The sequence below is a fragment of the Streptomyces sp. 2323.1 genome, from assembly GCF_900221035.1.
Lineage (GTDB): Bacteria > Actinomycetota > Actinomycetes > Streptomycetales > Streptomycetaceae > Streptomyces > Streptomyces sioyaensis.
In genome coordinates this window covers 4,359,455-4,381,859 of sequence record NZ_LT907981.1, presented here as the reverse complement: position 1 = coordinate 4,381,859, position 22,405 = coordinate 4,359,455, and the positions used below count along the sequence as shown (strand labels likewise).

Here is a 22,405-nt window from a genome sequence, read left to right as displayed (position 1 = left end):
CCGCGGCGCGGGAGGTGCCGGGCCGGTCCACCACCGGGCGGGGCGGGGCTCGCCGGTCACCCGGTGCGGCCCGGCCCGCCGGTCACCATGTGGGCTCGCCGGCACCTCGGTGAGTTCCGATCCGGTCACCATGTGGGGCGCGCCGAGACACCGCCGTCGACGACCAGATCGTGTCCGGTGATCCAGGACGCCATCGGTGAGGCCAGGAAGACGCAGGCATCGCCCACGTCCTGCGGGCGCCCCAACCGCCCGGCGGGCGCCGCCTCTTGCCAGCGGCGCACCCCCTCCGGCCAGTCCTCCGCCAGGCCGGGACGGGCGATCAGACCGGGCGAGACGCTGTTGACGCGGATCCCGTAGGGCCCGTACTCCAGCGCCGCCGACCGCGCGTGCATCACCACCGCCGCCTTGGACGCGCAGTAGTGGGCGTGTCGCGGCGCCGGACGGTCCGCCTCGATCGAGGCGATATGGGTGACCGAGCCCCCCGTCGGCCCGGAGGCTCCCCGGTCCGCCCGCATCACGGCCACCGCGGCCTGGGTACAGGCGAAGACGCTGTGCACCGTGGGATCCGCCACCGCCCGCCAGTCGGCGAGCGACATCGCCGCCAGCTCCTGCGTCGGCTGCACCCCCGCGTTGTTCACCAGCGCGGTGAGCCGCCCGCGCCAGCCGGCCGCCTCGGTCACCAGACGGTGGCACTCCTCCTCGACGGACAGATCGGCGCGCAGCGCCAGCGCGCTCCCGCCGTCCGCCTCGATCCGCTCGACCAGCGCCCGCGCCGCCCGGGCGCCCGTGCGGTAATGCACCACGACGGCGGCGCCCGCGGCGGCGAACCGCAGCGCGATCCCGCCGCCGAGGCCTCCGGACGCGCCGGTGACGAGGGCGACCTGGCCGCGCAGATCGGGCAGCCCGGGGTCACGGGGGCCGGGGGCGGCCTCGGAGGAGGGCTCGGTCATGGCCGGCTCAGCGCGGTGATCCGCGCCGCCTCCCGGGGAAAGCGCGCGGCCAATTCGGCGGCGTCCCCGTGCTCGTAGTCCTCGAAGGTGAATCCGGGCGCCATCGTGCAGCCGAAGAGCGTCCAGGCACCGCCGTCGGCGACCTCGGCGGCCATCCACGTCCCGGCCGGCACCGTGAACTGGACGTGCTGCCCGCCCAGGACGTCCGGCCCGAGCACGACCGTACGGGCGGCACCGCCTTCCGGGAGGAGGAACAGGGTGAGCGGATCGCCCCGGTAGAAGTGCCAGATCTCGTCGGTGGGGAGTCGGTGCAGGGCGGAGAAGTCGCCCGGCTCGGCGGTCAGCAGCATCACGATCGCCGAGCCCTCGGGCCGTCCGTCGGGGCGCTCGGGGCCCGCCCAGGTACGCCGGAAGCGCCCGCCCTCGCGGGGCAGCGGCGCCAGCCCGTAGAACTCGATCAGCGCCTCGGGGAGCGGGTCGCGGGACGTCTGCCGGTCGTCCATCTGCGGGCTGCCTCCCACTCGTCGCCGACTGCGGGTGATGTTCCACCCTAGGCACGAAGACGGCGCGGCGCGGGCACAATCGGGCCATGTCCGATACCGCGTCCGACGCCCCGTCAACCGCCGCCCCCGTTACGCCGTCCAGCAGGGCCGCGCCCCTGGACCAGACCGCCGTCTGGGAGGCGGTCGACGGGATCGTGCACTGGCTGGACCGGGAGAGCACCCTGCCGCCCGAACAGGAGCGGCTGCTGCGGCTGCTGAAGCTCTCGGAGGAGGCCGGCGAGGTCGCGCAGGCCGTCATCGGGGCCACCGGCCAGAACCCGCGCAAGGGACACAGCCACACCTGGGACGACGTGCACGGCGAGCTGTGCGATGTGATCCTCACGGCGATGGTGGCCCTGCGGACCCTGACGCCCGAGGCCCGCGGGGTGTTCGACGGGCATCTACGGCGGGTCGAGGCGCGGCTTCCGTTGCAGCCGGCCGGGGAACGGGTCGGTCCCGGCGCGCCGGCCTCCTGAGGCCCGTCAGCCGGCCGTCCACTGCGGGTCGCGGCCCGTCTCGGCCAGCAGTACGTCAAGGTCGCCGGCCCCGGGCGGAACGGGGAGCGGCTCGGCGAAGACGTTCATCGTCCGGGCCGTCGGTCCCATCTGCGCGACCAGCGCCCGCAGCTCGGCCACACAGCCGTCGGCCGGCACATACGGCTGCCCGGTCGCCCGCGCCACGTCCCAGGCGTGCACCGTCAGATCCAGCAGCACCATCGCGCCGACGGTCCGCGCCGGCAGATTCATCCCGCCGGTCAGCCCGTCCTCGGCGCCCGGCGCCGCCCATGCCTCGACCAGCCGCGCCGTTTCTGCCGCGAACCGGTCGGGCCACTGCGTCCCGTACTCGCCGAGACGGTCGGGGGTACGGCTGAAGTCCGCGTCCTTCTTGGCGGCCAGCGTCTGGAAGGCGACGACCACGTGGAAGAGATGGTTGAGCAGGGCCCGTATGTCGTACTCGGCGCAGGGCGTCGGCCGCGCCAGCTGGTCCTCGCGCACCGCGCGCAGGACGGGGAGCGCCGCCTCGGCCGCCGCGGCGAGCAGCGCGCTGATCGGCGGGGACGGGTGGGCGGAGGGGGTCGTGCGGGGCGGTTCGGCGCCGGCCCGCGGGGCCGGGTGGGCGGATGCGCCGCTGTATGTGTCGTGCGGGATGTCCTGCATGCCGTTCGTGCCGTTCATGACGAGGACGCTACGGACGGCTGCCAGCGGTGGCTTGAAAAAACGCGACAGCTCCTTGGGAGCCCGGGCGATCCGAAATGCACGGCCTAGGATCCAGGACATGGCCGCTCCACGGCGCGACACCCGGGGCATCGTCGACGCCCCCGGGCTCTTCACGCGGGTGCAGTTCCGCCGCCGCACCCCCGCCGCACCGCTGCGCCCGTACGTCGAGCACTACTGGCTGATCGACTGGGACCTGTCCGAGCCGTACGCCACCCATGTCGTCCCACATCCATGCGTGAACATCGTCTTCCAGCGGTACGCCGACCGCCCCGGATTCGGGGAGGTCGCGGGCGCCGGGCGGGAGGTGTTCGCCCAGCAGCTGGCGGGGCGCGGGCGGGTGTGCGGGGTGCAGTTCCGGCCCGGCGGGTTCCGCCCGTTCACCCCGGAGCGGCCGGCCACCGACTGGACGGACCGCCGGCTGCCGCTGGCGACGGCCTTCGGGCACATCGACGCCGGCGCCACCGCGGCCGCCGTACTGGAGCCGGACGACGAGGACGCCCGGGTCGCCGCGCTCGACGCCGTACTGACCCCGCTCCTGCGGGCCGAGCCGCGGATCCTCGACCAGGCCCGGCTCGCCATGCGGCTGGCCGACCGGATCCGTACCGACCGGACGATCCGCCGGGTCGCGGACTTCGCACGGTCCGAGGGCCTGTCCCTGCGGGCCCTGCAGCGGCTGTTCGCCGGATACGTCGGGGTCAGCCCCAAGTGGGTGGTGCTGCGCTACCGGGTGCACGAGGCGCTGGAGCGCGCCGCGTCCGACGCGGAGGTCGACTGGGCCGCGCTCGCCGCCGAGCTCGGCTACAGCGATCAGGCGCATCTGATCCGCGATGTCACCGCCACCGTCGGAGTCCCGCCGACGGCCTACGCGCGCTGAGCCCGCCGGGCCCTCAGGGGCGTTCGGCCGTCAGATAGCGCTGGATGGTGGGCGCCAGCCAGGCGACGACCTCGTCGTGGCTGAGGCCGACGGCCGGCGGGACGTGCAGGACGTAGCGGCACAGCGCCATGCCGAGGATCTGCGAGGCGACCAGCGCGGCGCGGGTCGGCGCCTCCTCGGGGACCGGGCAGACCGCGGCGAGGACCGGCTCGATCTGCTCGGCGAACACGCCGCGCATCCGCTCCGCGCCGGCTTCGTTGGTGACGCCGACGCGCATCATCGCCGTGAACGTCTCGTCGCACTCCCAGCGCTCCAGGAAGTGGCGTACGAGCCGTGCCGCGGCCTCCTCGCGCGGGTGATGGGTGAGGTCCGGTGCGTGCACCTCGATCTCGGAGGCGGCCGCGAAGAGGCCCGCCTTGTTGCCGTAGTAGCGCATCACCATCGACGGGTCGATGCCCGCGTCCCTGGCGATGGCGCGGATGGTGGCGCGCTCGTATCCGTCCGCCGCGAAGCGGTCCCGGGCGGCGGTCAGGATCGCGGCCCGGGTGGCGGCGGAGCGGCGGGGGCGGGCGGCCGCCGCGGCGTCGCCGGGCGCCGGGCCCGCGGGGTCGCCGGGGTCGCCGGACAGTGCGGCTGCCAGCGCGTCTTCGGGCGCGGTACCGGCGGCGGAGGGAGCGTGATCGGACATGCCCACAACTGTAGGCCAACGGCTGTTGACATGCCAGGCCGGACCGACTTACGCTTGCCAACAAGCGTTGACCAACATGCGTTGGCACAGCTGGTCACAGTCGCCACAGGGCACAGGAGGCGGAAGCCATGGATGCCAGCAACCCCAAGACCAGGGACAACGGCGCCCGGAACGACCCGGCGGGGGCGGCCCGCGACACGGACGTCCTCGTGGTGGGCGCCGGCCCGACCGGCCTGCTGCTCGCCGGAGACCTCGCCGAGGCAGGGCTGGGGGTCACCCTTCTGGAGCGCCGGCCCGGCAAGATCAGCAACCTCACCCGTGCCCTGGCGGTCCATGCCCGCACCCTGGAGCAGCTGGACGCCCGCGGCCTCGCCGATGAGCTGGTCGCCGGCGGCCATCCGCTCGGCTCCCTCCGCCTCTTCGGTGACGCATATCTGGACGCGAGCCGGCTCCGCTCCCGCTTCCCCTTCGTGCTGATCACCCCGCAGTTCGAGGTCGAGCGGCTGCTGGAGCGGCGGGCCCGCCGGGCCGGTGTGACCTTCCGCTACGAATCCGAGGTGCTCGGCCTCGACCAGGACGCCGAGGGCGTGACGGTCCGCTTCCGCACCCCCGAGGGCCTCGGCAGCCTCCGCGCCGCCTATGCCGTCGGTACCGACGGCGTCCGCAGCGCCGTCCGCGAGGCCATCGGCCTGCCCTTCCCCGGCAAGTCCGTGATCCGCTCCCTGGTGCTCGCCGATGTCCGGCTGGCCCAGGAGCCCGACTCCCCCTTCACCGTCAATGCCACCGGGGAGGCTTTCGCGCTGATCGGCTCGTTCGGCGACGGCTGGTATCGCGTCATCGGCTGGAACCGCCGCCATCAGGCCGGCGACGACGCACCCGTCGACCTCGACGAGGTCCGCGAGATCACCCGGCTCGCCCTAGGCAGCGACTACGGCATGCACGACGCCCGCTGGATCTCCCGCTTCCACAGCGACGAGCGCCAGGTACCCGAGTACCGCGTCGGCCGGGTCTTCCTCGCCGGCGACGCCGCCCATGTGCACTCCCCCGCCGGCGGCCAGGGCATGAACACCGGTCTCCAGGACGCCGCCAACCTCAGTTGGAAGCTGGCCGCGGTGCTCCGGGGCCACGCCCCCGACAGCCTGCTCGACAGCTATCAGACCGAGCGCCATCCGGTGGGCAGGGCAGTGCTGCGCAGCAGCGGCGCCCTGGTCCGGATCGCCCTGCTGCACTCCGCTCCCGGCCGCCTCGCCCGCACCCTCGCCGCCCGGCTCCTCGAACGTCTGCGGCCGCTGTCCGGCCGCGCCATCCGCACCGTCTCCGGCATCGGCATCGCCTACCCCGCCGGGCCCGGCGCCCACCGGCTCGCCGGCCACCGTGCCCCCGATGTCCGGCTGGCCGACGGCAGCCGCCTCTACGAGGTGCTCCGCCAGGGCAGGTTCGTCCTGATCACCCCGTCCGTCGAGCCCGGCGGCATGCGCCCCTCCGACGAGCCCGGCGACATCCACCCCGTCGACGAGCCCGGCGGCATCCGCCCCGCCGAGGACCGCACCGTGACCGTCCACTGGCACAGTGCCCGCCGCACGGTCGTCCTGGTGCGCCCCGACGGCTATGTCGCCTGGGCCACCGACGCCACCGCCCCCGCCGAGCGCGCCCGCGCGCTACGCACCGCCCTCGTGCAGTGGACCGGTACCGAGCCCGGGGACGGCGGCCCCATATCCGCCGCCCTCACCCCGCAAGGACATGCCGCAGATAGGCCCGCGGGTCGCTGAGATAGCGCCGCCAGTGGTCGACCAGCCCCAGCTCCGCCCACTGCACGCGCCGCATCCCGTGCTCGCCGACCTCCACGATCTCGGCACCGGGCAGCGCGGTCAGCAGCGGGGAGTGGGTGGCGCAGATGATCTGCGCGCCACCGCTCCCCAACTCGCCCATCAGCCCTACCAGTTCCAGACAGGAGGAGAAGGACAGTGCCGCCTCCGGCTCATCCATCACATACAGGCCGCGCTGCGCAAAGCGCTCGCGGAAGGCCAGCAGAAAGCCCTCCCCGTGGCTCATCTCCTCGGGCGACCGTGACAGCCGCTGCGCCCTCCGCTCGCCGTTCAGCGCTTCCAGCGCCGTCTCGGCCCGCAGAAAGAACCCCCGCCGACGGGTCCGCGGCCCGCGGATCATCCCGCGCCCCTCCCGCGTCGGGTCGAACCGCATCAGCCCGCCGAGCCGCGACGCCTCCCGGGAGCTGGCGTATTTGTAGCCGGCCGAGCCGCCGTAGGAATCCAGCCCGAACCCCTCCGCCAGCGCCTCGGCCAGCGTCGACTTCCCCGAACCGTTCTCCCCGACCAGAAAGGTGACCGGAGCCCGGAAACTCAGCCCCTCCTCGGCCAGCTGGCGCACACATGGCACCGTCCAGGGCCAGCCGTCCTCGGCCGTCCCCTCTCCCTCCGGAAGGTTCACGTAAGCCCGTTCGATCAGCATGCTCTCGAAGCTCTCACACCGCACCGACACCGATCCGCGGCTGAGCACGTGCTTTTTCCGTACGCTTTCAGCCATGGTGATCGCACGTTCGGCCATGCTCTTCGTCGTCGCCGCCTTCTTCGAGATCGGCGGCGCCTGGCTGGTCTGGCAAGGAGTCCGCGAACACAAGGGCTGGGTCTGGATCGGCGCCGGAGTGATCGCGCTGGGGCTCTACGGCTTTGTCGCCACCCTCCAGACGGACGCCGACTTCGGGCGCATCCTCGCCGCGTACGGCGGGATCTTCGTCGCGGGCTCGCTGGCGTGGGGCATGGTCGCCGACGGCTACCGCCCCGACCGCTGGGATGTCCTGGGAGCGCTGATCTGTCTGGCCGGAATGGCCGTGCTCATGTACGCCCCCAGGGGCCGCTGACCACCCCCCGCATATTCTGGCCGGGCACCCCCGAGCTCATGAGGAGCAGGGGATCCCACCGCCCCGAGGAGAGTGCCATGACCGCCGAGGCCCGTACCGCCGTCGTCACCGGAGCGAGCAGCGGCATCGGCGCGGCCACCGCCCGAGCGCTGGCCGCGGCCGGCTATCACGTGGTGCTCACCGCCCGCCGCAAGGACCGCATCGAGGCGCTCGCCGCCGAGCTGCCGCACGCGGAGGCCTACGCGCTCGACGTCACCGACCGCGCCGCCGTCGACGCCTTCGCGGCCGCTCTCGACCGCTACCCCTCCATCGACGTCCTGGTCAACAACGCCGGCGGGGCGCTGGGCGCGGAGCCGGTCGCCACCGGTGACCCCGCCGACTGGCGCGCCATGTACGAGGTCAATGTGCTGGGCGTGCTCCATATGACTCAGGCGCTGCTGCCCTCGCTCACCGCCTCCGGCGACGGCACCGTCGTCGTGCTGTCCTCCACCGCGGGCCACGGCACCTACGAGGGCGGCGGCGGTTATGTCGCGGCCAAGCACGGCGCGCACGTCATCGCCGAGACCCTCCGTCTGGAGCTGTGCGGCGAGCCGGTGCGCGTCATCGAGGTCGCCCCGGGCATGGTCCGGACCGACGAGTTCGCCACCACCCGCTTCCGCGGCGACACCGCCAAGGCCGCCAAGGTCTACGAGGGCGTCGACCAGCCGCTCACCGCGGAGGACGTCGCCGACACCGTCGCCTGGGCCATCACCCGCCCCGCCCACGTCAACATCGACCTCCTGGTGGTCCGCCCCCGCGCCCAGGCCTCCAACTCCAAGGTCCACCGCACGAGCTGAGCCCGGGGCGGCGGCCCGGCGCAGCAAGCCCGGGGCGCGACCCGACGGCCCAGCGGCCGGGCGGCCCGACCACCCAGCGGCCCGGCCCCAGCCACCCGACGGCCAGCGGCCCGACAAGCCCCGCGACCCCACAGCCATGCGACCCAGCAGCACATAGACAACGGCGCGGCGCACCCACGCGCCGCGCCGCACTGTCCGTCCCTCCCGCACTCAGCCCCTCTCGGCGTCACACCGGAGAGGGGCGGCAAAAAGCCCCGGACCGCAAACCGGTCCGGGGCCGATCGATCACGTGAAGGGCCGACCTCACCCCTTCACACAAACCACCTGCTTGAGATGAGCAACCACCTCGACCAGGTCCCGCTGCTGCTCCATGACCTTCTCGATCGGCTTGTAGGCGCCCGGGATCTCATCGATCACCCCGGAGTCCTTACGGCACTCCACACCCCGCGTCTGCTCCAGCAGATCCCGCGTGGAGAACCGCTTCTTCGCGGCGTTCCGGCTCATCTTGCGGCCGGCGCCGTGGGAGGCGGACTGGAAGCTCGCGGCGTTCCCCAGGCCCTTGACGATGTACGAGCCGGTGCCCATCGAGCCCGGGATGATGCCGAACTCGCCGCTGCCCGCCCGGATCGCGCCCTTACGGGTCACCAGCAGGTCCATGCCGTCGTAGCGCTCCTCCGCCACATAGTTGTGGTGGCAGGAGATCACCGGCTCGAACACCGGCCTGGCCTTCTTGAACTCCTTGCGGACCACGTCCTGGAACAGCGCCATCATCACGGCCCGGTTGTACTTGGCGTACTCCTGCGCCCAGAACAGGTCGTTGCGGTACGCCGCCATCTGCGGGGTGTCCGCGATGAAGACGGCGAGATCGCGGTCGATCAGGCCCTGGTTGTGCGGCAGCTTCTGCGCCTGTCCCATGTGGAACTCGGCGAGCTCCTTGCCGATGTTCCGGGAGCCGGAGTGCAGCATCAGCCACACCGCACCGTCGTCATCGAGGCAGAACTCGATGAAGTGGTTGCCGCTCCCGAGCGACCCCATCTGCTTGGTCGCCCGCTCCTGCCGGAACCTGACCGCCTCGGCCACGCCACCGAACCGCGCCCAGAAGTCCTCCCACCCCGACGTCGGGAAGCCGTGCAGCCGCCCGAGGTCGACCGGGTCGTCATGCATCCCGCGGCCCACCGGAATGGCCTGCTCGATCTTCGCGCGGAACCGGGACAGATCGCCGGGCAGGTCATTGGCGGTGAGCGAGGTCTTCACCGCGCTCATCCCGCAGCCGATGTCTACACCGACCGCCGCCGGGCAGACCGCGCCGCGCATGGCGATCACCGAACCGACCGTGGCGCCCTTGCCGTAGTGGACATCCGGCATCACGGCCAGGCCCTTGATCCACGGCAGGGTGGCGACATTGCGCAGCTGCTGCATGGCTACGTCCTCGACCCCGGCCGGGTCCGTCCACATCCGGATCGGAACCTGGGCACCAGGCACCTCGACGTAGGACATAACTTCCTCATTCCCCCGAATTTATGAAAAACGCAAAAGCCGGACAAGTTATCCGATCTTGGACGCCGAACCGGCGTGGGCGGCAAGACGTGCGATAGACATTGTGTCCATCGGCCGCCGACCGGCGGCAACCAGATTTCCCAGGGGAAGGAGCCGCGAGCGATGCCACGCAAATCGTTCGTACCCGGTGCCGCACTGGTCGCGGCCGCGGCACTGGCCGTCGGCCTCACCGGCTGCACCGGCGGCTCCGGCCCGGACGGCAGCGACGCCGACGCCAAGGACGGCGGCGCCGCCAGCTCGAACCCCGCCGCCGAACCGGGCCGCTACCAGACCCTCCCCGAGGCCTGCGGTCTGCCCTCGCGCAGCGCCATCCGCGGCATGCTGCCCGGCGACGGCCAGCCGCTGTCGAGCGCCGAGGCCGACAAGGTCTACGGCGGCACGGCCGACATCACCTATGACACCGACCGCCGCGTCGGCTGCCGCTGGACCCGCGAGACCACCGCCGGCACCCGCCACATCGGCCTCGACATCCAGCGCGTGGTGTCGTACGACGGCGCCGTCAGCGATGACGACAAGGCGCAGGGGATCTACGACAAGAAGGAGCTGGCCGCGCAGATACCGTCCGGCGCCGGCTCCCCGTCGCCCGCCGCGTCGTCCCCGTCCACCTCGAAGGACAAGGAGAAGGGCCAGGACAACGGCAAGGACAAGGGCACCGGAGCCGTCCCGAACGGCGCCTCGAGTCCGAAGGGGAAGGCGCCGTCCGGCAGCCCCTCGCCGAGCTCCGACCCGAGTTCTGACCCGAGCGCGGAGCCGAGCGGCTCGACCGCCCCCCGCGTCCTGGACGGCCTCGCGGACGCGGCCTTCCTCAATGACAAATTGGTCACAGCGGACTCCGGAGTACACCGGGACGTCACTGTGGTCTTTCGCACGTCGAATGTCATCGTGACACTCACGTACGACCAGTGGTCCACGGACAAGACGATGTTGCCCGACAGCCAGGAACTGCAGGACAAGGCCCGTTCGCTGGCCGGTGACCTCGCCGACAACCTCAGCGAATAGTCCGGATCGCACGCCTTGACCGACTCGCCACACAAGGCGAAGAAGCGCCCGTTTTGAGCTGCGCTCTCATCGACAGGAATCGGTCACCCACCCCGCCGCGCCGCGTACCGTGCCGTCTAGCCCTGCCCACAGAAGGGACGGGCAGCCCTACGGCCGGCCACGCCGACCCGAGGACGACCAGCGGCCGACCCGACGACGAACAGCGAAGGAACCATGCACCGTTCAGCCAAGCGACTCGCCAGCCTTCTCACCTGCGCAGCAGTTCCGGTGCTGCTCGTCGCCGGCTGCTCCGGCTCGGACAGCGCCGGCTCCGGTGACGCCTCCGCCTCCGCCCCCTCCAGCAGCTCCGGCAATTCCTCCGCGCCCTCCGTCGCGCCCGCGAAGTACAAGAGCCTGCCGAACCCGTGCCAGGCGTTCTCCAAGGGCACCATCAAGAAGATGCTGCCCAAGGTGAAGGACGCCTCCGGGGACCGGGGCACCTCCTCGGACAACGCCGCCCACGGCACCTGCTCGTGGACCAGCTCCGACGAGAACGGTGTCGACGGCACCCAGTTCCGCTGGCTGGACATCGGCTACCAGCGCTACGACTCCGACCCCGGCGTCGGCTCCGGCGAGCAGCGCGCCACGGACTTCTACGCCAAGCAGGTCAGCGAGGCGAAGGACACCAAGGGCGCCAAGAAGCTGTCGGCCGTCAAGACCTCCGGCACCGGCGACGAGGCGACCGCGATCAGCTACGACGTGAAGAAGGAGGGCAACGACTTCAAGAACACCACGGTCGTCGCCCGCGACTCCAACATCGTCGTCACGATCAACTACAACGGTGCCGGTCTGGCCGGCGCGGACGCCCCCAAGGGCGCCGATCTGCTCAAGCAGGTCCAGGCCGCCGCCAAGGAAGCCGTCGCCTCCGCCACCAAGCCCAAGGGCTGACCGCACCGGGGCCGCCCTAGACCCTGGCGACAGGGCCTAACCCTCCACCGGCCCGGAATCGAGGGTGTGCCACGCTAGGCGCGCCATTTCGCCGAGCCGGGGAGGGACCGCGGGTGTCCGCGACGCAGACGGCGCAGTTGACTCGTACCCACCGCATCCTGATCGGTGTGGTCATCGCCGGGGCTGCCCTGATCGCGGCCATCGGGTTCACCGGCTCGTACGCGGCGGTGCGCGCACTGGCCGAGAAGAAAGGATTCGGCGGCTTCTCGGTCGTCTTCCCGATCGGGATCGACGCCGGGATCGTGGTGCTGCTGGCACTGGACCTGCTGCTCACCTGGATCCGGATCCCGTTCCCGCTGCTGCGCCAGACGGCCTGGCTGCTGACCGCGGCCACCATCGCCTTCAACGGGGCGGCGGCCTGGCCGGACGCGCTGGGCGTCGGGATGCACGCGGTGATCCCGCTGCTGTTCGTGGTGGCCGTGGAGGCCGCCCGGCATGCGATCGGCCGGATCGCCGACATCACGGCCGACAAGCACATGGAGGGCGTCCGGCTCACCCGCTGGCTGCTCGCCTTCCCCTCCACCTTCCGGCTGTGGCGCCGGATGAAGCTGTGGGAACTGCGCTCCTACGACGAGGTCATCCAGCTGGAACAGGACCGCCTCGTCTACCAGGCCCGGCTGCGCGCCCGCTACGGACGCGCCTGGCGCCGCCGCGCCCCCGTCGATGCGCTGATGCCACTGCGGCTGGCCCGGTACGGCGTACCCCTGGCGAAGACCGCACCGGCCGGGCTCTCCGCGGCGGGCATCGAGCTGCCGGCCGCCGCGTCACCGCTGCCATCCGGCGCGCCGTACGCGACCGGCGCCCCACAACCCGCCCTCGACCAGCGGACGGCCACGATGTCGGCGGGCACCTCGGCACAACTAGGGGACGCAGCACCCGTAGGGGACGCAACACCCGTACGGGACACGGCACCCGGACGGGAGAGCTCCCCCTACCCCGTAGGTGACACCCCCGCCACAACCACAGACGGCCTCCCGCCCCAGCACCCGGAACACGAGCCCGCACACGCGGCCGCAGCCCCCGAACCGCTCCCGGCGACCCAAGCCGCACCCGCCTACGACACAGCCCCCAACCCCGAACACCCCCCGGCCACCCCCCAGTTGACCGTCCCGGTAGGCCCCGGCCGAAGCCGCCCCCTGGGCAGCGCAGGCAGCCCCCCGCCGTTCCCCGAGCAACGCGGCCACGCCCCCGAACCGGCTCCCGGACCAACCCCAGAACCCCAACTCCCCCCAGACCCCGACGAGTTGCCCGTCCTCTCGGCACTCCCCGACGACGTCCCCCGCGAGGAGGCGTACTACTCCGCCTACCGGACGTACGTAGCGGAGAAGAACGCCTTCCCCGACACCCGGCAGTTCGGCCGCTTCCTGCTGAACTCCTACGGAGCCACCGGCCGGGACGGCGGGCCGCTGAGCGAGGGCTACCTCCGCGGGTTCATCCGCGACTTCCAGCTGCGGCTCCGCACGGAGATGGAGACCGAACACATTCCGTAGGGCCTGCCCCCCGGCAGGCCCTACGAAGCCCTCAGCCTCTACGGAGCCCCCGGCCCCGCCTACCCCTGCTGCTCTTGCTTCCGCTTCCTGTCCACTTCGCCCCAGGCGATCAGCGCCACACCGGCCGCGAACAGCAGCAGGTAGCAGACCGTCGGCAGATCGAAGAAGTGCGGCAGCAGCCCCCAGGCGCGGTCGAAGAACGTCTGCCCGATGAAGTCCATCGCGCCCTGAATCATGATGATGAAGCCTAAGAATCCCCTCATGGCTTCAGCGTGCAGGAGCCGGCCCCGGGAGTCCTCGTCCCCGGGGCCAATCCCTTCTCATCCCTCGGTCGGAGACCGTGCCGGGATGTCTACGACTCCCCGGCAATGGCGCTCCGACGGCCCGTCATCCGCCGAGCAGCTTGCGCACCCGGTCGGCGCCGACGGCCAGCAGCAGGGTGGGCAGCCGCGGCCCGGTGTCCCGCCCGACGAGCAGGTGGTAGAGCAGGGCGAAGAAGGCGCGCTGGGCGACCTTCAGCTCCGGCGTCGGCTTGGCGTCCGGCTCCAGGCCCGCCTGGACCTTCGGCACGCCGTAGACCAGCGTGGTCAGCCCGTCCAGCGACCAGTGCGTGTCGAGACCGTCGAGCAGCAGCCGCAGCGAGCCGCGGGCCTGCTCGTCGAGGGTGGCGAGCTGCTCCTCGTCCGGCTCGTCGCGGACGATGGTGCGCTGCTCGGCCGGGACCTGGGTGTTGATCCAGTGCTCGGCCTTGTCGAGCCGCGGCCGGGTCTCGTCCAGGGACGTGACGGGGTTGGCCGGGTCCAGCTCGCTGAGGATCCGCAGCGTCTGCTCGTCATGGCCGGCGGTGATGTCCGCGACCGAGGCGAGCGTGCGGTACGGCAGCGGGCGCGGGGTGCGCGGCAGCTCACCGGCGGCGGTGCGGGCCGCGCGGGAGTGCGCGGCGGCGTCGGCCGGCAGTGCGGTGCCCTCCGCGACCTTGGACTCCAGCTTGTCCCACTCGTCGTAGAGCCGCTGGATCTCCTGGTCGAAGGCGATCTTGAAGGACTGGTTGGGCCGGCGGCGCGCGTACAGCCAGCGCAGCAGCGGCGCCTCCATGATCTTCAGCGCATCGCCCGGCGTCGGCACCCCGCCGCGCGACGAGGACATCTTGGCCATGCCGCTGATGCCGACGAAGGCGTACATCGGGCCGATCGGCTGGGCGCCGTCGAAGATCTCGCGGACGATCTGGCCGCCGACGACGAAGGACGAGCCGGGCGAGGAGTGGTCGACGCCGGACGGCTCGAAGATCACGCCCTCATAGGCCCACCGCATCGGCCAGTCGACCTTCCAGACCAGCTTGCCGCGGTTGAACTCGCTCAGCCGGACCGTCTCACCGAAGCCGCACTCCGTGCAGGTGTAGACCAGCTCGGTGGTCTCGTCGTCGTACGAGGTGACCGTCGTGAGGTCCTTCTCGCACTGCCCGCAGTAGGGCTTGTACGGGAAGTAGCCGGCCGAGCCGCCGCTGCCGTCGTCCTCGCTGGCCGCGCCCGAGCCCTCCGCGGCCTCCAGCTCGGCCTCGTCCACGGGCTTCTGCGACTTCTTGGCCGGCGCCTTCTTCGTGCGGTACTGACCGAGGATCGCGTCGATGTCCGTGCGGTGCTTCATCGCGTGCAGGATCTGCTCGCGGTAGACGCCGGAGGTGTACTGCGCGGTCTGGCTGATGCCGTCGTACTCGACGCCCAGCTCGGCGAGCGCCTCGCTCATGGCGGCCTTGAAGTGCTCCGCCCAGTTCGGGTACGCCGAGCCGGCCGGGGCCGGCACCGAGGTCAGCGGCTTGCCGATGTGCTGGGTCCAGGTCTCCTTGTCGACGCCCGGCACGCCTTCCGGCACCTTGCGGTAGCGGTCGTAGTCGTCCCAGGAGATGAGGTGACGGACCTCGTACCCGCGGCGGCGGATCTCGTCGGCGACGAGATGCGGGGTCATGACCTCACGGAGGTTGCCGAGGTGGATCGGGCCGGACGGACTCAGGCCCGAGGCGCAGACGACTGGTTTGCCGGGGGCGCGGCGCTCCGCCTCGGCAATGACCTCGTCCGCGAACCTGGAGACCCAGTCGGTCTCGGTGCTCTGCTGAGCCACGATCGGCCCTTCCTCTTCCGGATGATCCTCGTTGCGCCGTCCTGCGCGCAGACGCGCAAAAGCCTGACGGTGCCCATTGTCCCAGACGGAAAATCAGTGGTAGTGCCGTGGGATACTCATTGGCAAACCCTTTCCACTCCAACGACACCTCCCTTCTGGAAGAGAGCACCTCTCCATGGCCTCGGTCACTTCCCTCGCAGCTTCGGTCCATCAGCGCGTCGCGGACGCCCTCTCGGCAGCCCTGCCGGAGGCCGGCGCCGCCGACCCGCTGCTGCGACGAAGCGACCGGGCCGACTTCCAGGCCAACGGCATGCTGGCGCTGGCGAAGAAGCTCAAGGGCAACCCCCGGGAGCTGGCCGCGCAGGTCGTGGCCGGTATTCCGGCCGGTGAGAGCGGTGCCGTGATCAAGGAGATCGAGGTCTCCGGCCCCGGCTTCCTCAACATCACCGTCGCCGACGAGGCGATCATCGAGACCCTCGCCGCGCGCGCCGCCGACGACCGCCTGGGCGTGCCGTACGCCGACGGCGCCGGTACGACCGTGATCGACTACGCCCAGCCCAACGTGGCCAAGGAGATGCACGTCGGCCATCTGCGGTCGGCGGTCATCGGTGCGGCCATGGTCGAGATCCTGGAGTTCACCGGCGAGAAGGTGATCCGCCGGCACCACATCGGCGACTGGGGCACCCAGTTCGGCATGCTCATCCAGTACCTCATCGAGCACCCGCACGAGCTGGACCACAAGGGCGGCGAGAGCGCCGAGATCTCCGGCGAGGAGGCGGCGTCCAACCTCAACCGCCTCTACAAGGCCTCGCGTGCGCTCTTCGACTCCGACGAGGAGTTCAAGGAGCGCGCCCGGCGCCGGGTCGTCGACCTCCAGGCGGGCGACGAGGAGACGCTGGCCATGTGGCAGCGGTTCGTGGACGAGTCGAAGATCTACTTCTACTCGGTCTTCAACAAGCTCGACATGGACATCCGCGACCCCGACATCGTCGGCGAGTCCGGCTACAACGACATGCTGGAGGAGACCTGCCGGCTGCTGGAGGAGTCCGGCGTCGCGGTGCGCTCCGAGGGTGCCCTCTGTGTGTTCTTCGACGACGTCAAGGGCCCGGACGGCAACCCCGTCCCGCTGATCGTCAAGAAGTCCGACGGCGGCTACGGCTACGCCGCCACCGACCTCTCGGCGATCCGCGACCGGGTCCACAACCTCTCCGCCGACACCCTGCTGTACGTCGTCGACGTCCGGCAGTCGCTGCACTTCAAGATGGTCTTCGAGACCGCCCGGCGGGCCGGCTGGCTGGACGACAAGACCCGCGCCGTGCAGCTGGCCTTCGGCACGGTCCTGGGCAAGGACGGCAAGCCGTTCAAGACCCGTGCCGGCGAGACGGTGCGGCTGGTGGACCTCCTCGACGAGGCGGTCGAGCGGGCGACGACCGTGGTGCGGGACAAGGCGGAGAAGGTCGGCCTGACCGAGCAGGAGATCATCGAGAACGGCGCCCAGGTCGGCATCGGCGCGGTGAAGTACGCCGACCTGTCGACCTCGGCCTCGCGGGACTACAAGTTCGACCTGGACCAGATGGTGTCGCTCAACGGCGACACCTCCGTCTACCTCCAGTACGCCTACGCCCGGATCCAGTCCATCAAGCGCAAGGCCGGCGAGCACCGTCCCGCCGCCCACCCGGAGCTGCCGCTGGCCCCGGCGGAGCGGGCGCTGGGCCTGCATCTCGACCAGTTCGGCGAGGTCCTCGCGGAGGCCGCGACGTCCTTCGAGCCGCACCGCTTGGCCGCGTACCTGTACCAGCTCGCCTCCCACCTCACCGCGTTCTACGAGAAGTGCCAGGTCATCAGCGCCGACAACCCGGTCGAGGTGGTCGAGAACCGTCTCTTCCTCGTCGATCTGACCGGCCGCACCCTCCACCAGGGCATGGCCCTGCTCGGAATCCGTACTCCCGAGCGCCTCTGAGCCCGAAGTCCCCTAGGCTCCGACCGGAACGGCCCCGTACAGCGCAGCTGTTGTACGGGGCCGCTCCGTTTTTTCCAGGGAAGGGGCAAGGTTCAGCGATGTACGAGAGCAAGGGGACGCCCGCCGTGCCGACGCGGCGGGCTCTACTCGGGGCGGGGGCCGGCCTGTTGACGGCCGGTCTGCTGGCGGGTTCCACCACGCCCGCCGCCGCGAAGGGACGGACCGAGGACGCCCATGCGGCCCTACGCCGTCTGGAGCGGGCCAACCGGGCGCGGGTCGGCGCCTACGCCCACAACACCGTCACCGGCGCCACGGTCGCCTACCGCGCCGACACCCGCGTCCCGCTCTGCTCGGTCTTCAAGACCCTCGCCGGAGGGGCGGTGTTGCGCGATCTCGACCACCACGGGGAGACGCTGGCCCGCCGCGTCCACTACACCGACGCCGACCTCGTGGCCAACTCCCCCGTCACCAGCAAGCACCTCGCCACCGGCATGACGATCGCCGAGCTGTGCGCCGCCGCCCTCCAACGCAGCGACAACACCGCCGCCAACCTCCTGCTGCGCGCCCTCGGCGGCCCCACCGCCGTCACCGCCTTCGCCCGCTCCCTCGGCGACCGCACCACCCGCCTCGACCGCTGGGAGCCGGACCTGAACTCGGCCGAGCCCTGGCGCACGACGGACACCACCACCCCCGCCGCCATCGCCCGCACCTACACCCGGCTGCTCCTGGGCGACGCCCTCACACCCGCCGACCGGGCCCGGCTGACGGCATGGATGAAGGCCAACGAAACCAATACGGACCGCTTCCGCGCCGGACTGCCCCGGGACTGGACCCTCGCCGACAAGACGGGCACCGGCTCGTACGGCACCGGCAACGACGTGGGGGTGGCCTGGACCCCGGACGGCACCCCGATCGTGCTGGCCGTGCTGACGGGCAAGGCACAGCAGGCAGCGACCCCCGACGATCCGCTCGTCGCGGACGTGACAAGGGTGCTCGCGCAGGCCGTGACGGGCTGAGCCCGCAGGAGGTCCGCCGGAGCCCCGGCCCGCGGAGACGGTCAGGGCCAGCGCTTACGCACCGCGTCCTTGGCCTTCTCGCTCGCGTCCAGCCCGTGCCCGGCGGACTTCTCGGCCTTCCCCTCGGCCTGGAGCTTGCGGTTGTGCGTGGCCCGGCCGACGACTTCCTTCATGGCGCCGATGACCTGGGCGCCCTTGGCCTGCATCTTGCGCTTGGCAGTCATGGTTACCCGCTCCTCGGTCGGTCGGGGTCTGCCTTGACAACCGGTCCGTGCCCGGCAGGCAGCGGACAAAACTTGAGGGATACGACAAAGCCCCCGCCCCCGGAGTCCGGGGGCGGGAGCAGAACAGCGGCGAACGATGCGCCGGGCGCCTCACAGACCCCGCGCAACCTCCGTCGCCCAATACGTCAGGATCATGTTCGCCCCGGCCCGCTTGATGCCGGTCAGCGCCTCCATGATCGCCTTGTCGCGGTCGATCCAGCCCTTCTCGGCGGCCGCTTCGATCATCGCGTACTCACCGGAGATCTGGTACGCGGCGACGGGGACGTCCACCGACTCCGCGATCTTCGCGAGCACGTCCAGGTACGGCAGCGCCGGCTTGACCATCACCATGTCGGCGCCCTCGTCGAGGTCGAGCGCCAGCTCGCGCAGCGACTCACGGAGGTTGGCCGGGTCCTGCTGGTAGGTCTTCCGGTCGCCCTTGAGCGAGGAGCCGACGGCCTCCCGGAAGGGCCCGTAAAAGGCGGAGGAGTATTTGGCGGTGTAGGCGAGGATCGACACGTCCTCGTGCCCGGTCTGGTCCAGGGCGTCCCTGACCACACCGACCTGGCCGTCCATCATCCCGCTGGGGCCCACCGCGTGGACGCCCGCATCGGCCTGCACCTGCGCCATCTCGGCGTAGCGCTCCAGCGTCGCGTCGTTGTCGACCCGGCCCGCCGCGTCCAGGACTCCGCAGTGGCCGTGATCGGTGTACTCGTCCAGGCACAGGTCCGACATGATGACGAGGTCGTCGCCCACCTCGGCCCTCACGTCCCGGATGGCGACCTGAAGGATGCCGTCCGGATCGGTGCCCGCAGTGCCGGCGGCGTCCTTCTTGGCGTCCTCGGGCACCCCGAACAGCATGATCCCGGCGACCCCGGCCTCGACCGCCTCCACGGCGGCCTTCCGCAGCGTGTCGCGGGTGTGCTGGACGACGCCCGGCATCGCGGAGATCGGCACCGGCTCGCTGATCCCCTCCCGCACGAACGCGGGCAGGATCAGATCCGCCGGGTGCAGCCGGTGCTCCGCGACCATCCGCCGCATGGCGGGGGTGGTGCGCAGGCGCCGCGGCCGCGCCCCTGGGAAGCTTCCGTACTTCGTCATACCGACCACGCTACGCCCGCTTTGCCCCTGCCTTTGCCGACGGGTAGTCGGAGCGGACGGGTCCGAAAGCCGGCCCCTCAGGCCGCAACAGCAGGCTCACCGGACACCGGCTCACCGCGGCAGTCCCGGCAGCGCCCCGGTTCCCGGGCACGGAACGCGCGGTCGCAGCCGTCGCAGGTCTGGAACGGGGGTGGCAGGGGTACGCGACGATCGCCCGCGCCGAAGCCCGGTGGGGTCTCACGGCCTACGGGCAGCGGTGGCGGAAGCAACTCCCGGAGGCGGTGCGCGAGCAGCCCCGCCGGGTTCTTCAGGTCGGACGGGAGGGCCGCGGTCAGGGTGCGGTGCACGGCCGCAGTGGTGGCACCGTTCTCGAACCATGCGGCGACAGCCGGGGCGAGGCGGCGGACGTCCCGTTCGGGGAGCGTGAGCCGATCATCGGTACGGCGCAGCGCCACGAGGAGGGCGCGGGCCGTGGGGTGGTGCGCGCCCGGAGACGCTTCCGGGACGGGCTCCGGCACCGATGGCGGCTCCGGCGCGCGGGGTTCCTCCGGGGCAGGCGACGGGCCCGCTTCTCCCTGCCGAGGGCCCGTGACGTCGGCTGTCTCCGGGGCAGCAGGAGCGTGATGCGCGTACGTACGCGTGATCACCCGGCCCTCGGCGGTACGCTCCCGCACCCGCTCGACATAGCCGTGCGCCTCCAACTCCCTTAGGGCGAAGGCGATCCGGTCCCTCCCCTCGGGGAAGCGGGCCGCGAGAGTACGGATATCGACCGAGGCGCCCTCGGGCAGCGACAGGATGTGGGTGCCCACCCCGATCGCGGTCAGGGACAGGTCGCGGTGCTGGGCGAGGTGGTTGCCGATGATCGTGTACCGGTCCGGCTGGTACGGCCGGATGTGGGTCACACCGTTGTGGGCGGCAGTTCGCCGAACACGGGGATACGGGCGCGCGGCGGCGCTAGGCTTTGGCTCAGCCATCGGGAAGGTCTCGTCTTCCTCTGGTGGTCAGGCCCTCGCATTGGGATGCCAGTCCCGGCGGGGGCCGTCGCATGTCTGCGGTGGTCAGGCCCGAGCCTGCCTACCCAAGTCGCTTACGCGCCAGCCGAGTTGAGCCGGTTCACCCCCACGAGTGACGTACACGGGGTTTGGTGGGTTTGGAGGGTTCTCTCCCAGGGTTCTTAGTCTTTGACCGCCCGCCGCACCGCCGCCCGGCCCACCGGCTCCCGCATCTCCGGGCTCCGGTTCAGCCCTCAGCAACCGGGCCGAGATCGAGCTCCGCCCATACGGTCTTGCACGGCACCGGCCCCTCCTCGACGCCCCATCGATCCGCCAACTCCGCGACGAGCAACAGCCCGCGCCCGGATTCGGCCAGCGGACCGACACCGTCCGGCGCACGGACGGGCAGCCGATCACCGCGGGTATCGGTCACTTCAATACGGAGCGTGGCGGACGACACGACGGCGAGGGTGAGCCGAAAGCTCCGCCCGGCAACGCGGCCGTGCAACACCGCGTTCGCCGCCAGCTCAGCGATGAGCAACCGGGCCGGATCGAAGGGCAGCCCCCATGACCCCAGTTGCTCCACGGCCAGAAGCCGCGCAAGCCGCGCTCCCCGGGGGGTGGCGGAGAGCGGTACGGAGAACCGGAGCGCCGGGGCGGGGTCCGCCACGATTCCGGTAACGGAACTGCTGGTTCGAGTAATTCGCCGATTCACGTCACACAGCGTGGTCGTGCGTATCTACTTTGCGAAGGACCGGGAGCCGGACAGGCGGCAACTGTCCGGGGCGGTACGGCTCTTGTCCGGGCCGTGCGGCGTAGCTGTCACGGACGACGGACGTTGAACATGGTCAGCAAGGCGAAGGGACGTCAGGCATGAGCGAATGGGATACGGGTCCGGAGGACGAGGAAGCCGGGGCCGTGATGAAAATCGTCGGGCGGCAGCTCAAGATGTGGCGCGAGGCGGCCGGGCTCACCCAGGCCGAATTCGGGAAAGCGATCGGGTACAGCGAGGAGTCGGTGTCCGCGGTGGAGCGCGGACGCCGGGTTCCCCAGCCGGATTACCTGGACCTGGCGGACGAGGTACTGGGAGCCGGTGGCCGGCTCTCCGCGCTGAAGGAGGACGTGGCACTCGTCCGCTATCCGAAGAAGGTCCGGGACCTGACGAAGCTGGAGGCAGCGTCGGTCGAGCTGTGCTGCTACGAAAGCTCCGTCTTCAACGGCCTGCTGCAGACCGAGGAGTACGCACGAGCACTCATCGGCAACCGCCGCCCGTTCTTCACGCCACGCGAAATCGAGGAGCGGGTCGCGGGCCGCATGGCCCGCCAGAAGATCCTGGACAGTTCAGCGACTCCGCCCATCTTCAGCTTTGTTCAGTGCGAGTCGACGCTGCGCCGCCCCCTCGGGGGCAAACCGGTGATGCGCAGGCAGCTCGAACGGTTGCTGGAGGTAGGTCAGTTCCGGAACGTGGACCTCCAAGTACTCCCACTGGGACGGGAAGTGAACCCAGGTCTCAGCGGTTCGTTCAGCCTCCGCCGGCTGAAGGGGGGCGATACGGTCGCACACGCCGAGGTCCAGCATCTCAGCCGAGTGATCTCCGAACCACCACAGGTACAGATGCTCGACATGCGTTATGGCAGCATCCGAGCGGAAGCTCTCACACCACGTGAGTCACTGGCCTTTATCGAGAAAGTGCGGGAAGAGACATGACCCTCAAGCCTTGCTCCGGGACCGAGCGCGAACCGAACTGGGCGAAGAGCAGCTACAGCAGCGACGAGGGGGGCGAGTGCGTCGAGGTCGCGACCGCTTCCGACAGCGTCCTCATCCGCGACTCCAAAAACCCCGACGGCCCCCGCCTCACCCTCGCTCCCACCACCTGGGCCGCGTTCCTCCCGTACGCCGCCCAGCGGTGACGCAGAAGGGCGCCCCGTAAAGAGGCGCCCTTC

At 71.3% G+C, this 22,405-nt stretch carries 24 protein-coding genes; 12 read left to right on the top strand and 12 right to left on the bottom strand.

Annotation, left to right across the window (positions count from 1 at the left end; all coding sequences use genetic code 11):
• Positions 1 to 125: 125 nt before the first annotated feature.
• On the bottom strand, positions 126 to 950 hold the full coding sequence (locus CPH93_RS18745; RefSeq protein WP_096213512.1) for an SDR family NAD(P)-dependent oxidoreductase: 825 nt from the start codon (positions 948 to 950) through the stop codon (positions 126 to 128).
• Positions 947 to 1,453: a cupin domain-containing protein gene (locus tag CPH93_RS18740; RefSeq protein WP_096213511.1), complete on the bottom strand. Its 507-nt coding sequence runs from the start codon at positions 1,451 to 1,453 to the stop codon at positions 947 to 949. Before CPH93_RS18740 ends, CPH93_RS18745 begins: the two co-directional genes overlap by 4 nt.
• A gap of 86 nt (positions 1,454 to 1,539) precedes the next feature.
• Here CPH93_RS18740 and CPH93_RS18735 point away from each other — a divergent pair, with 86 nt between their 5' ends.
• Entirely contained in the window at positions 1,540 to 1,968 is a 429-nt protein-coding gene (locus tag CPH93_RS18735; protein ID WP_096213510.1) for a MazG-like family protein, read from the top strand.
• Between the two features lie 6 nt (positions 1,969 to 1,974).
• Here the strand turns inward: CPH93_RS18735 and CPH93_RS18730 are convergent, their stop codons facing one another.
• Positions 1,975 to 2,667: a TIGR03086 family metal-binding protein gene (locus CPH93_RS18730; RefSeq protein WP_231976889.1), complete on the bottom strand. Its 693-nt coding sequence runs from the start codon at positions 2,665 to 2,667 to the stop codon at positions 1,975 to 1,977.
• 100 nt (positions 2,668 to 2,767) lie between these two features.
• Between CPH93_RS18730 and CPH93_RS18725 the strand changes: the two genes are divergently transcribed.
• Entirely contained in the window at positions 2,768 to 3,583 is an 816-nt protein-coding gene (locus tag CPH93_RS18725; RefSeq protein WP_096213509.1) for a helix-turn-helix domain-containing protein, read from the top strand.
• A gap of 13 nt (positions 3,584 to 3,596) precedes the next feature.
• Here CPH93_RS18725 and CPH93_RS18720 read toward each other — a convergent pair whose 3' ends face one another.
• Positions 3,597 to 4,271 carry a TetR/AcrR family transcriptional regulator gene (locus CPH93_RS18720; protein WP_173909841.1) on the bottom strand — a complete coding sequence of 225 codons (675 nt, stop codon included), beginning with the start codon at positions 4,269 to 4,271 and terminating at the stop codon, positions 3,597 to 3,599.
• A 128-nt stretch (positions 4,272 to 4,399) separates the two neighbouring features.
• Here CPH93_RS18720 and CPH93_RS18715 point away from each other — a divergent pair, with 128 nt between their 5' ends.
• Complete coding sequence (locus CPH93_RS18715) at positions 4,400 to 6,040, top strand: FAD-dependent monooxygenase (protein ID WP_093483895.1); 1,641 nt, start codon at positions 4,400 to 4,402, stop codon at positions 6,038 to 6,040.
• Here CPH93_RS18715 and CPH93_RS18710 read toward each other — a convergent pair.
• Positions 5,997 to 6,737 carry an AAA family ATPase gene (locus CPH93_RS18710; protein ID WP_093488835.1) on the bottom strand — a complete coding sequence of 247 codons (741 nt, stop codon included), beginning with the start codon at positions 6,735 to 6,737 and terminating at the stop codon, positions 5,997 to 5,999. The genes CPH93_RS18715 and CPH93_RS18710 overlap by 44 nt on opposite strands.
• A 73-nt stretch (positions 6,738 to 6,810) precedes the next feature.
• Between CPH93_RS18710 and CPH93_RS18705 the strand changes: the two genes are divergently transcribed.
• Together CPH93_RS18705 and CPH93_RS18700 are read left to right on the top strand one after the other, a co-directional pair.
• Positions 6,811 to 7,146 carry a YnfA family protein gene (locus tag CPH93_RS18705; protein ID WP_096213508.1) on the top strand — a complete coding sequence of 112 codons (336 nt, stop codon included), beginning with the start codon at positions 6,811 to 6,813 and terminating at the stop codon, positions 7,144 to 7,146.
• 77 nt (positions 7,147 to 7,223) lie between these two features.
• Positions 7,224 to 7,982 (top strand): SDR family NAD(P)-dependent oxidoreductase, encoded by a 759-nt coding sequence (locus CPH93_RS18700; protein ID WP_093483897.1) that lies wholly within the window; start codon positions 7,224 to 7,226, stop codon positions 7,980 to 7,982.
• 303 nt (positions 7,983 to 8,285) lie between these two features.
• Here CPH93_RS18700 and CPH93_RS18695 read toward each other — a convergent pair whose 3' ends face one another.
• Complete coding sequence (locus tag CPH93_RS18695; RefSeq protein ID WP_093483898.1) at positions 8,286 to 9,479, bottom strand: RtcB family protein; 1,194 nt, start codon at positions 9,477 to 9,479, stop codon at positions 8,286 to 8,288.
• 162 nt (positions 9,480 to 9,641) lie between these two features.
• Here CPH93_RS18695 and CPH93_RS18690 point away from each other — a divergent pair, with 162 nt between their 5' ends.
• The 3 genes from CPH93_RS18690 to CPH93_RS18680 all read left to right on the top strand — a co-directional run bounded on the left by CPH93_RS18690 (position 9,642) and on the right by CPH93_RS18680 (position 13,015).
• Positions 9,642 to 10,538, top strand: coding sequence for a hypothetical protein (locus CPH93_RS18690; RefSeq protein ID WP_093483899.1), 897 nt, complete (start codon positions 9,642 to 9,644; stop codon positions 10,536 to 10,538).
• A 213-nt stretch (positions 10,539 to 10,751) separates the two neighbouring features.
• A complete protein-coding gene (locus CPH93_RS18685; protein WP_093483900.1) occupies positions 10,752 to 11,465 on the top strand; it encodes a DUF3558 domain-containing protein in 714 nt (237 codons plus the stop codon).
• Between the two features lie 137 nt (positions 11,466 to 11,602).
• The gene (locus CPH93_RS18680; RefSeq protein ID WP_096215500.1) at positions 11,603 to 13,015 is read left to right on the top strand and encodes a DUF2637 domain-containing protein; all 1,413 of its coding nucleotides are present in this window, start codon (positions 11,603 to 11,605) and stop codon (positions 13,013 to 13,015) included.
• Between the two features lie 59 nt (positions 13,016 to 13,074).
• Here the strand turns inward: CPH93_RS18680 and CPH93_RS18675 are convergent, their stop codons facing one another.
• Together CPH93_RS18675 and lysS are read right to left on the bottom strand one after the other, a co-directional pair.
• Positions 13,075 to 13,278 (bottom strand): hypothetical protein, encoded by a 204-nt coding sequence (locus CPH93_RS18675; RefSeq protein ID WP_096213507.1) that lies wholly within the window; start codon positions 13,276 to 13,278, stop codon positions 13,075 to 13,077.
• A gap of 124 nt (positions 13,279 to 13,402) precedes the next feature.
• Positions 13,403 to 15,130: a lysine--tRNA ligase gene (gene lysS / locus CPH93_RS18670; RefSeq protein ID WP_096213506.1), complete on the bottom strand. Its 1,728-nt coding sequence runs from the start codon at positions 15,128 to 15,130 to the stop codon at positions 13,403 to 13,405.
• Positions 15,131 to 15,305: 175 nt separating this feature from the next.
• Between lysS and argS the strand changes: the two genes are divergently transcribed.
• Together argS and bla are read left to right on the top strand one after the other, a co-directional pair.
• Positions 15,306 to 17,090 (top strand): arginine--tRNA ligase, encoded by a 1,785-nt coding sequence (argS, locus tag CPH93_RS18665; protein WP_093483903.1) that lies wholly within the window; start codon positions 15,306 to 15,308, stop codon positions 17,088 to 17,090.
• A 98-nt stretch (positions 17,091 to 17,188) separates the two neighbouring features.
• On the top strand, positions 17,189 to 18,106 hold the full coding sequence (gene bla, locus CPH93_RS18660; protein WP_096213505.1) for a class A beta-lactamase: 918 nt from the start codon (positions 17,189 to 17,191) through the stop codon (positions 18,104 to 18,106).
• Between the two features lie 41 nt (positions 18,107 to 18,147).
• On the opposite strand, the gene CPH93_RS18655 is transcribed toward bla, so the two are convergent.
• The 4 genes from CPH93_RS18655 to CPH93_RS18640 form a co-directional block, all read right to left on the bottom strand.
• Positions 18,148 to 18,330 (bottom strand): CsbD family protein, encoded by a 183-nt coding sequence (locus CPH93_RS18655; protein ID WP_093483905.1) that lies wholly within the window; start codon positions 18,328 to 18,330, stop codon positions 18,148 to 18,150.
• 150 nt (positions 18,331 to 18,480) lie between these two features.
• Positions 18,481 to 19,470 carry a porphobilinogen synthase gene (gene hemB / locus CPH93_RS18650; protein ID WP_096213504.1) on the bottom strand — a complete coding sequence of 330 codons (990 nt, stop codon included), beginning with the start codon at positions 19,468 to 19,470 and terminating at the stop codon, positions 18,481 to 18,483.
• Positions 19,471 to 19,547: 77 nt separating this feature from the next.
• On the bottom strand, positions 19,548 to 20,372 hold the full coding sequence (locus CPH93_RS18645) for a helix-turn-helix domain-containing protein (protein WP_331716926.1): 825 nt from the start codon (positions 20,370 to 20,372) through the stop codon (positions 19,548 to 19,550).
• 337 nt (positions 20,373 to 20,709) lie between these two features.
• Entirely contained in the window at positions 20,710 to 21,177 is a 468-nt protein-coding gene (locus CPH93_RS18640; protein WP_443031395.1) for an ATP-binding protein, read from the bottom strand.
• A 158-nt stretch (positions 21,178 to 21,335) separates the two neighbouring features.
• On the opposite strand from CPH93_RS18640, the gene CPH93_RS18635 reads away from it, so the two are divergent.
• Positions 21,336 to 22,169 (top strand): helix-turn-helix domain-containing protein, encoded by an 834-nt coding sequence (locus CPH93_RS18635; protein ID WP_093483908.1) that lies wholly within the window; start codon positions 21,336 to 21,338, stop codon positions 22,167 to 22,169.
• Positions 22,166 to 22,372, top strand: coding sequence for a DUF397 domain-containing protein (locus CPH93_RS18630; RefSeq protein ID WP_093483909.1), 207 nt, complete (start codon positions 22,166 to 22,168; stop codon positions 22,370 to 22,372). Before CPH93_RS18635 ends, CPH93_RS18630 begins: the two co-directional genes overlap by 4 nt.
• The last annotated feature ends 33 nt before the right edge of the window (positions 22,373 to 22,405 follow it).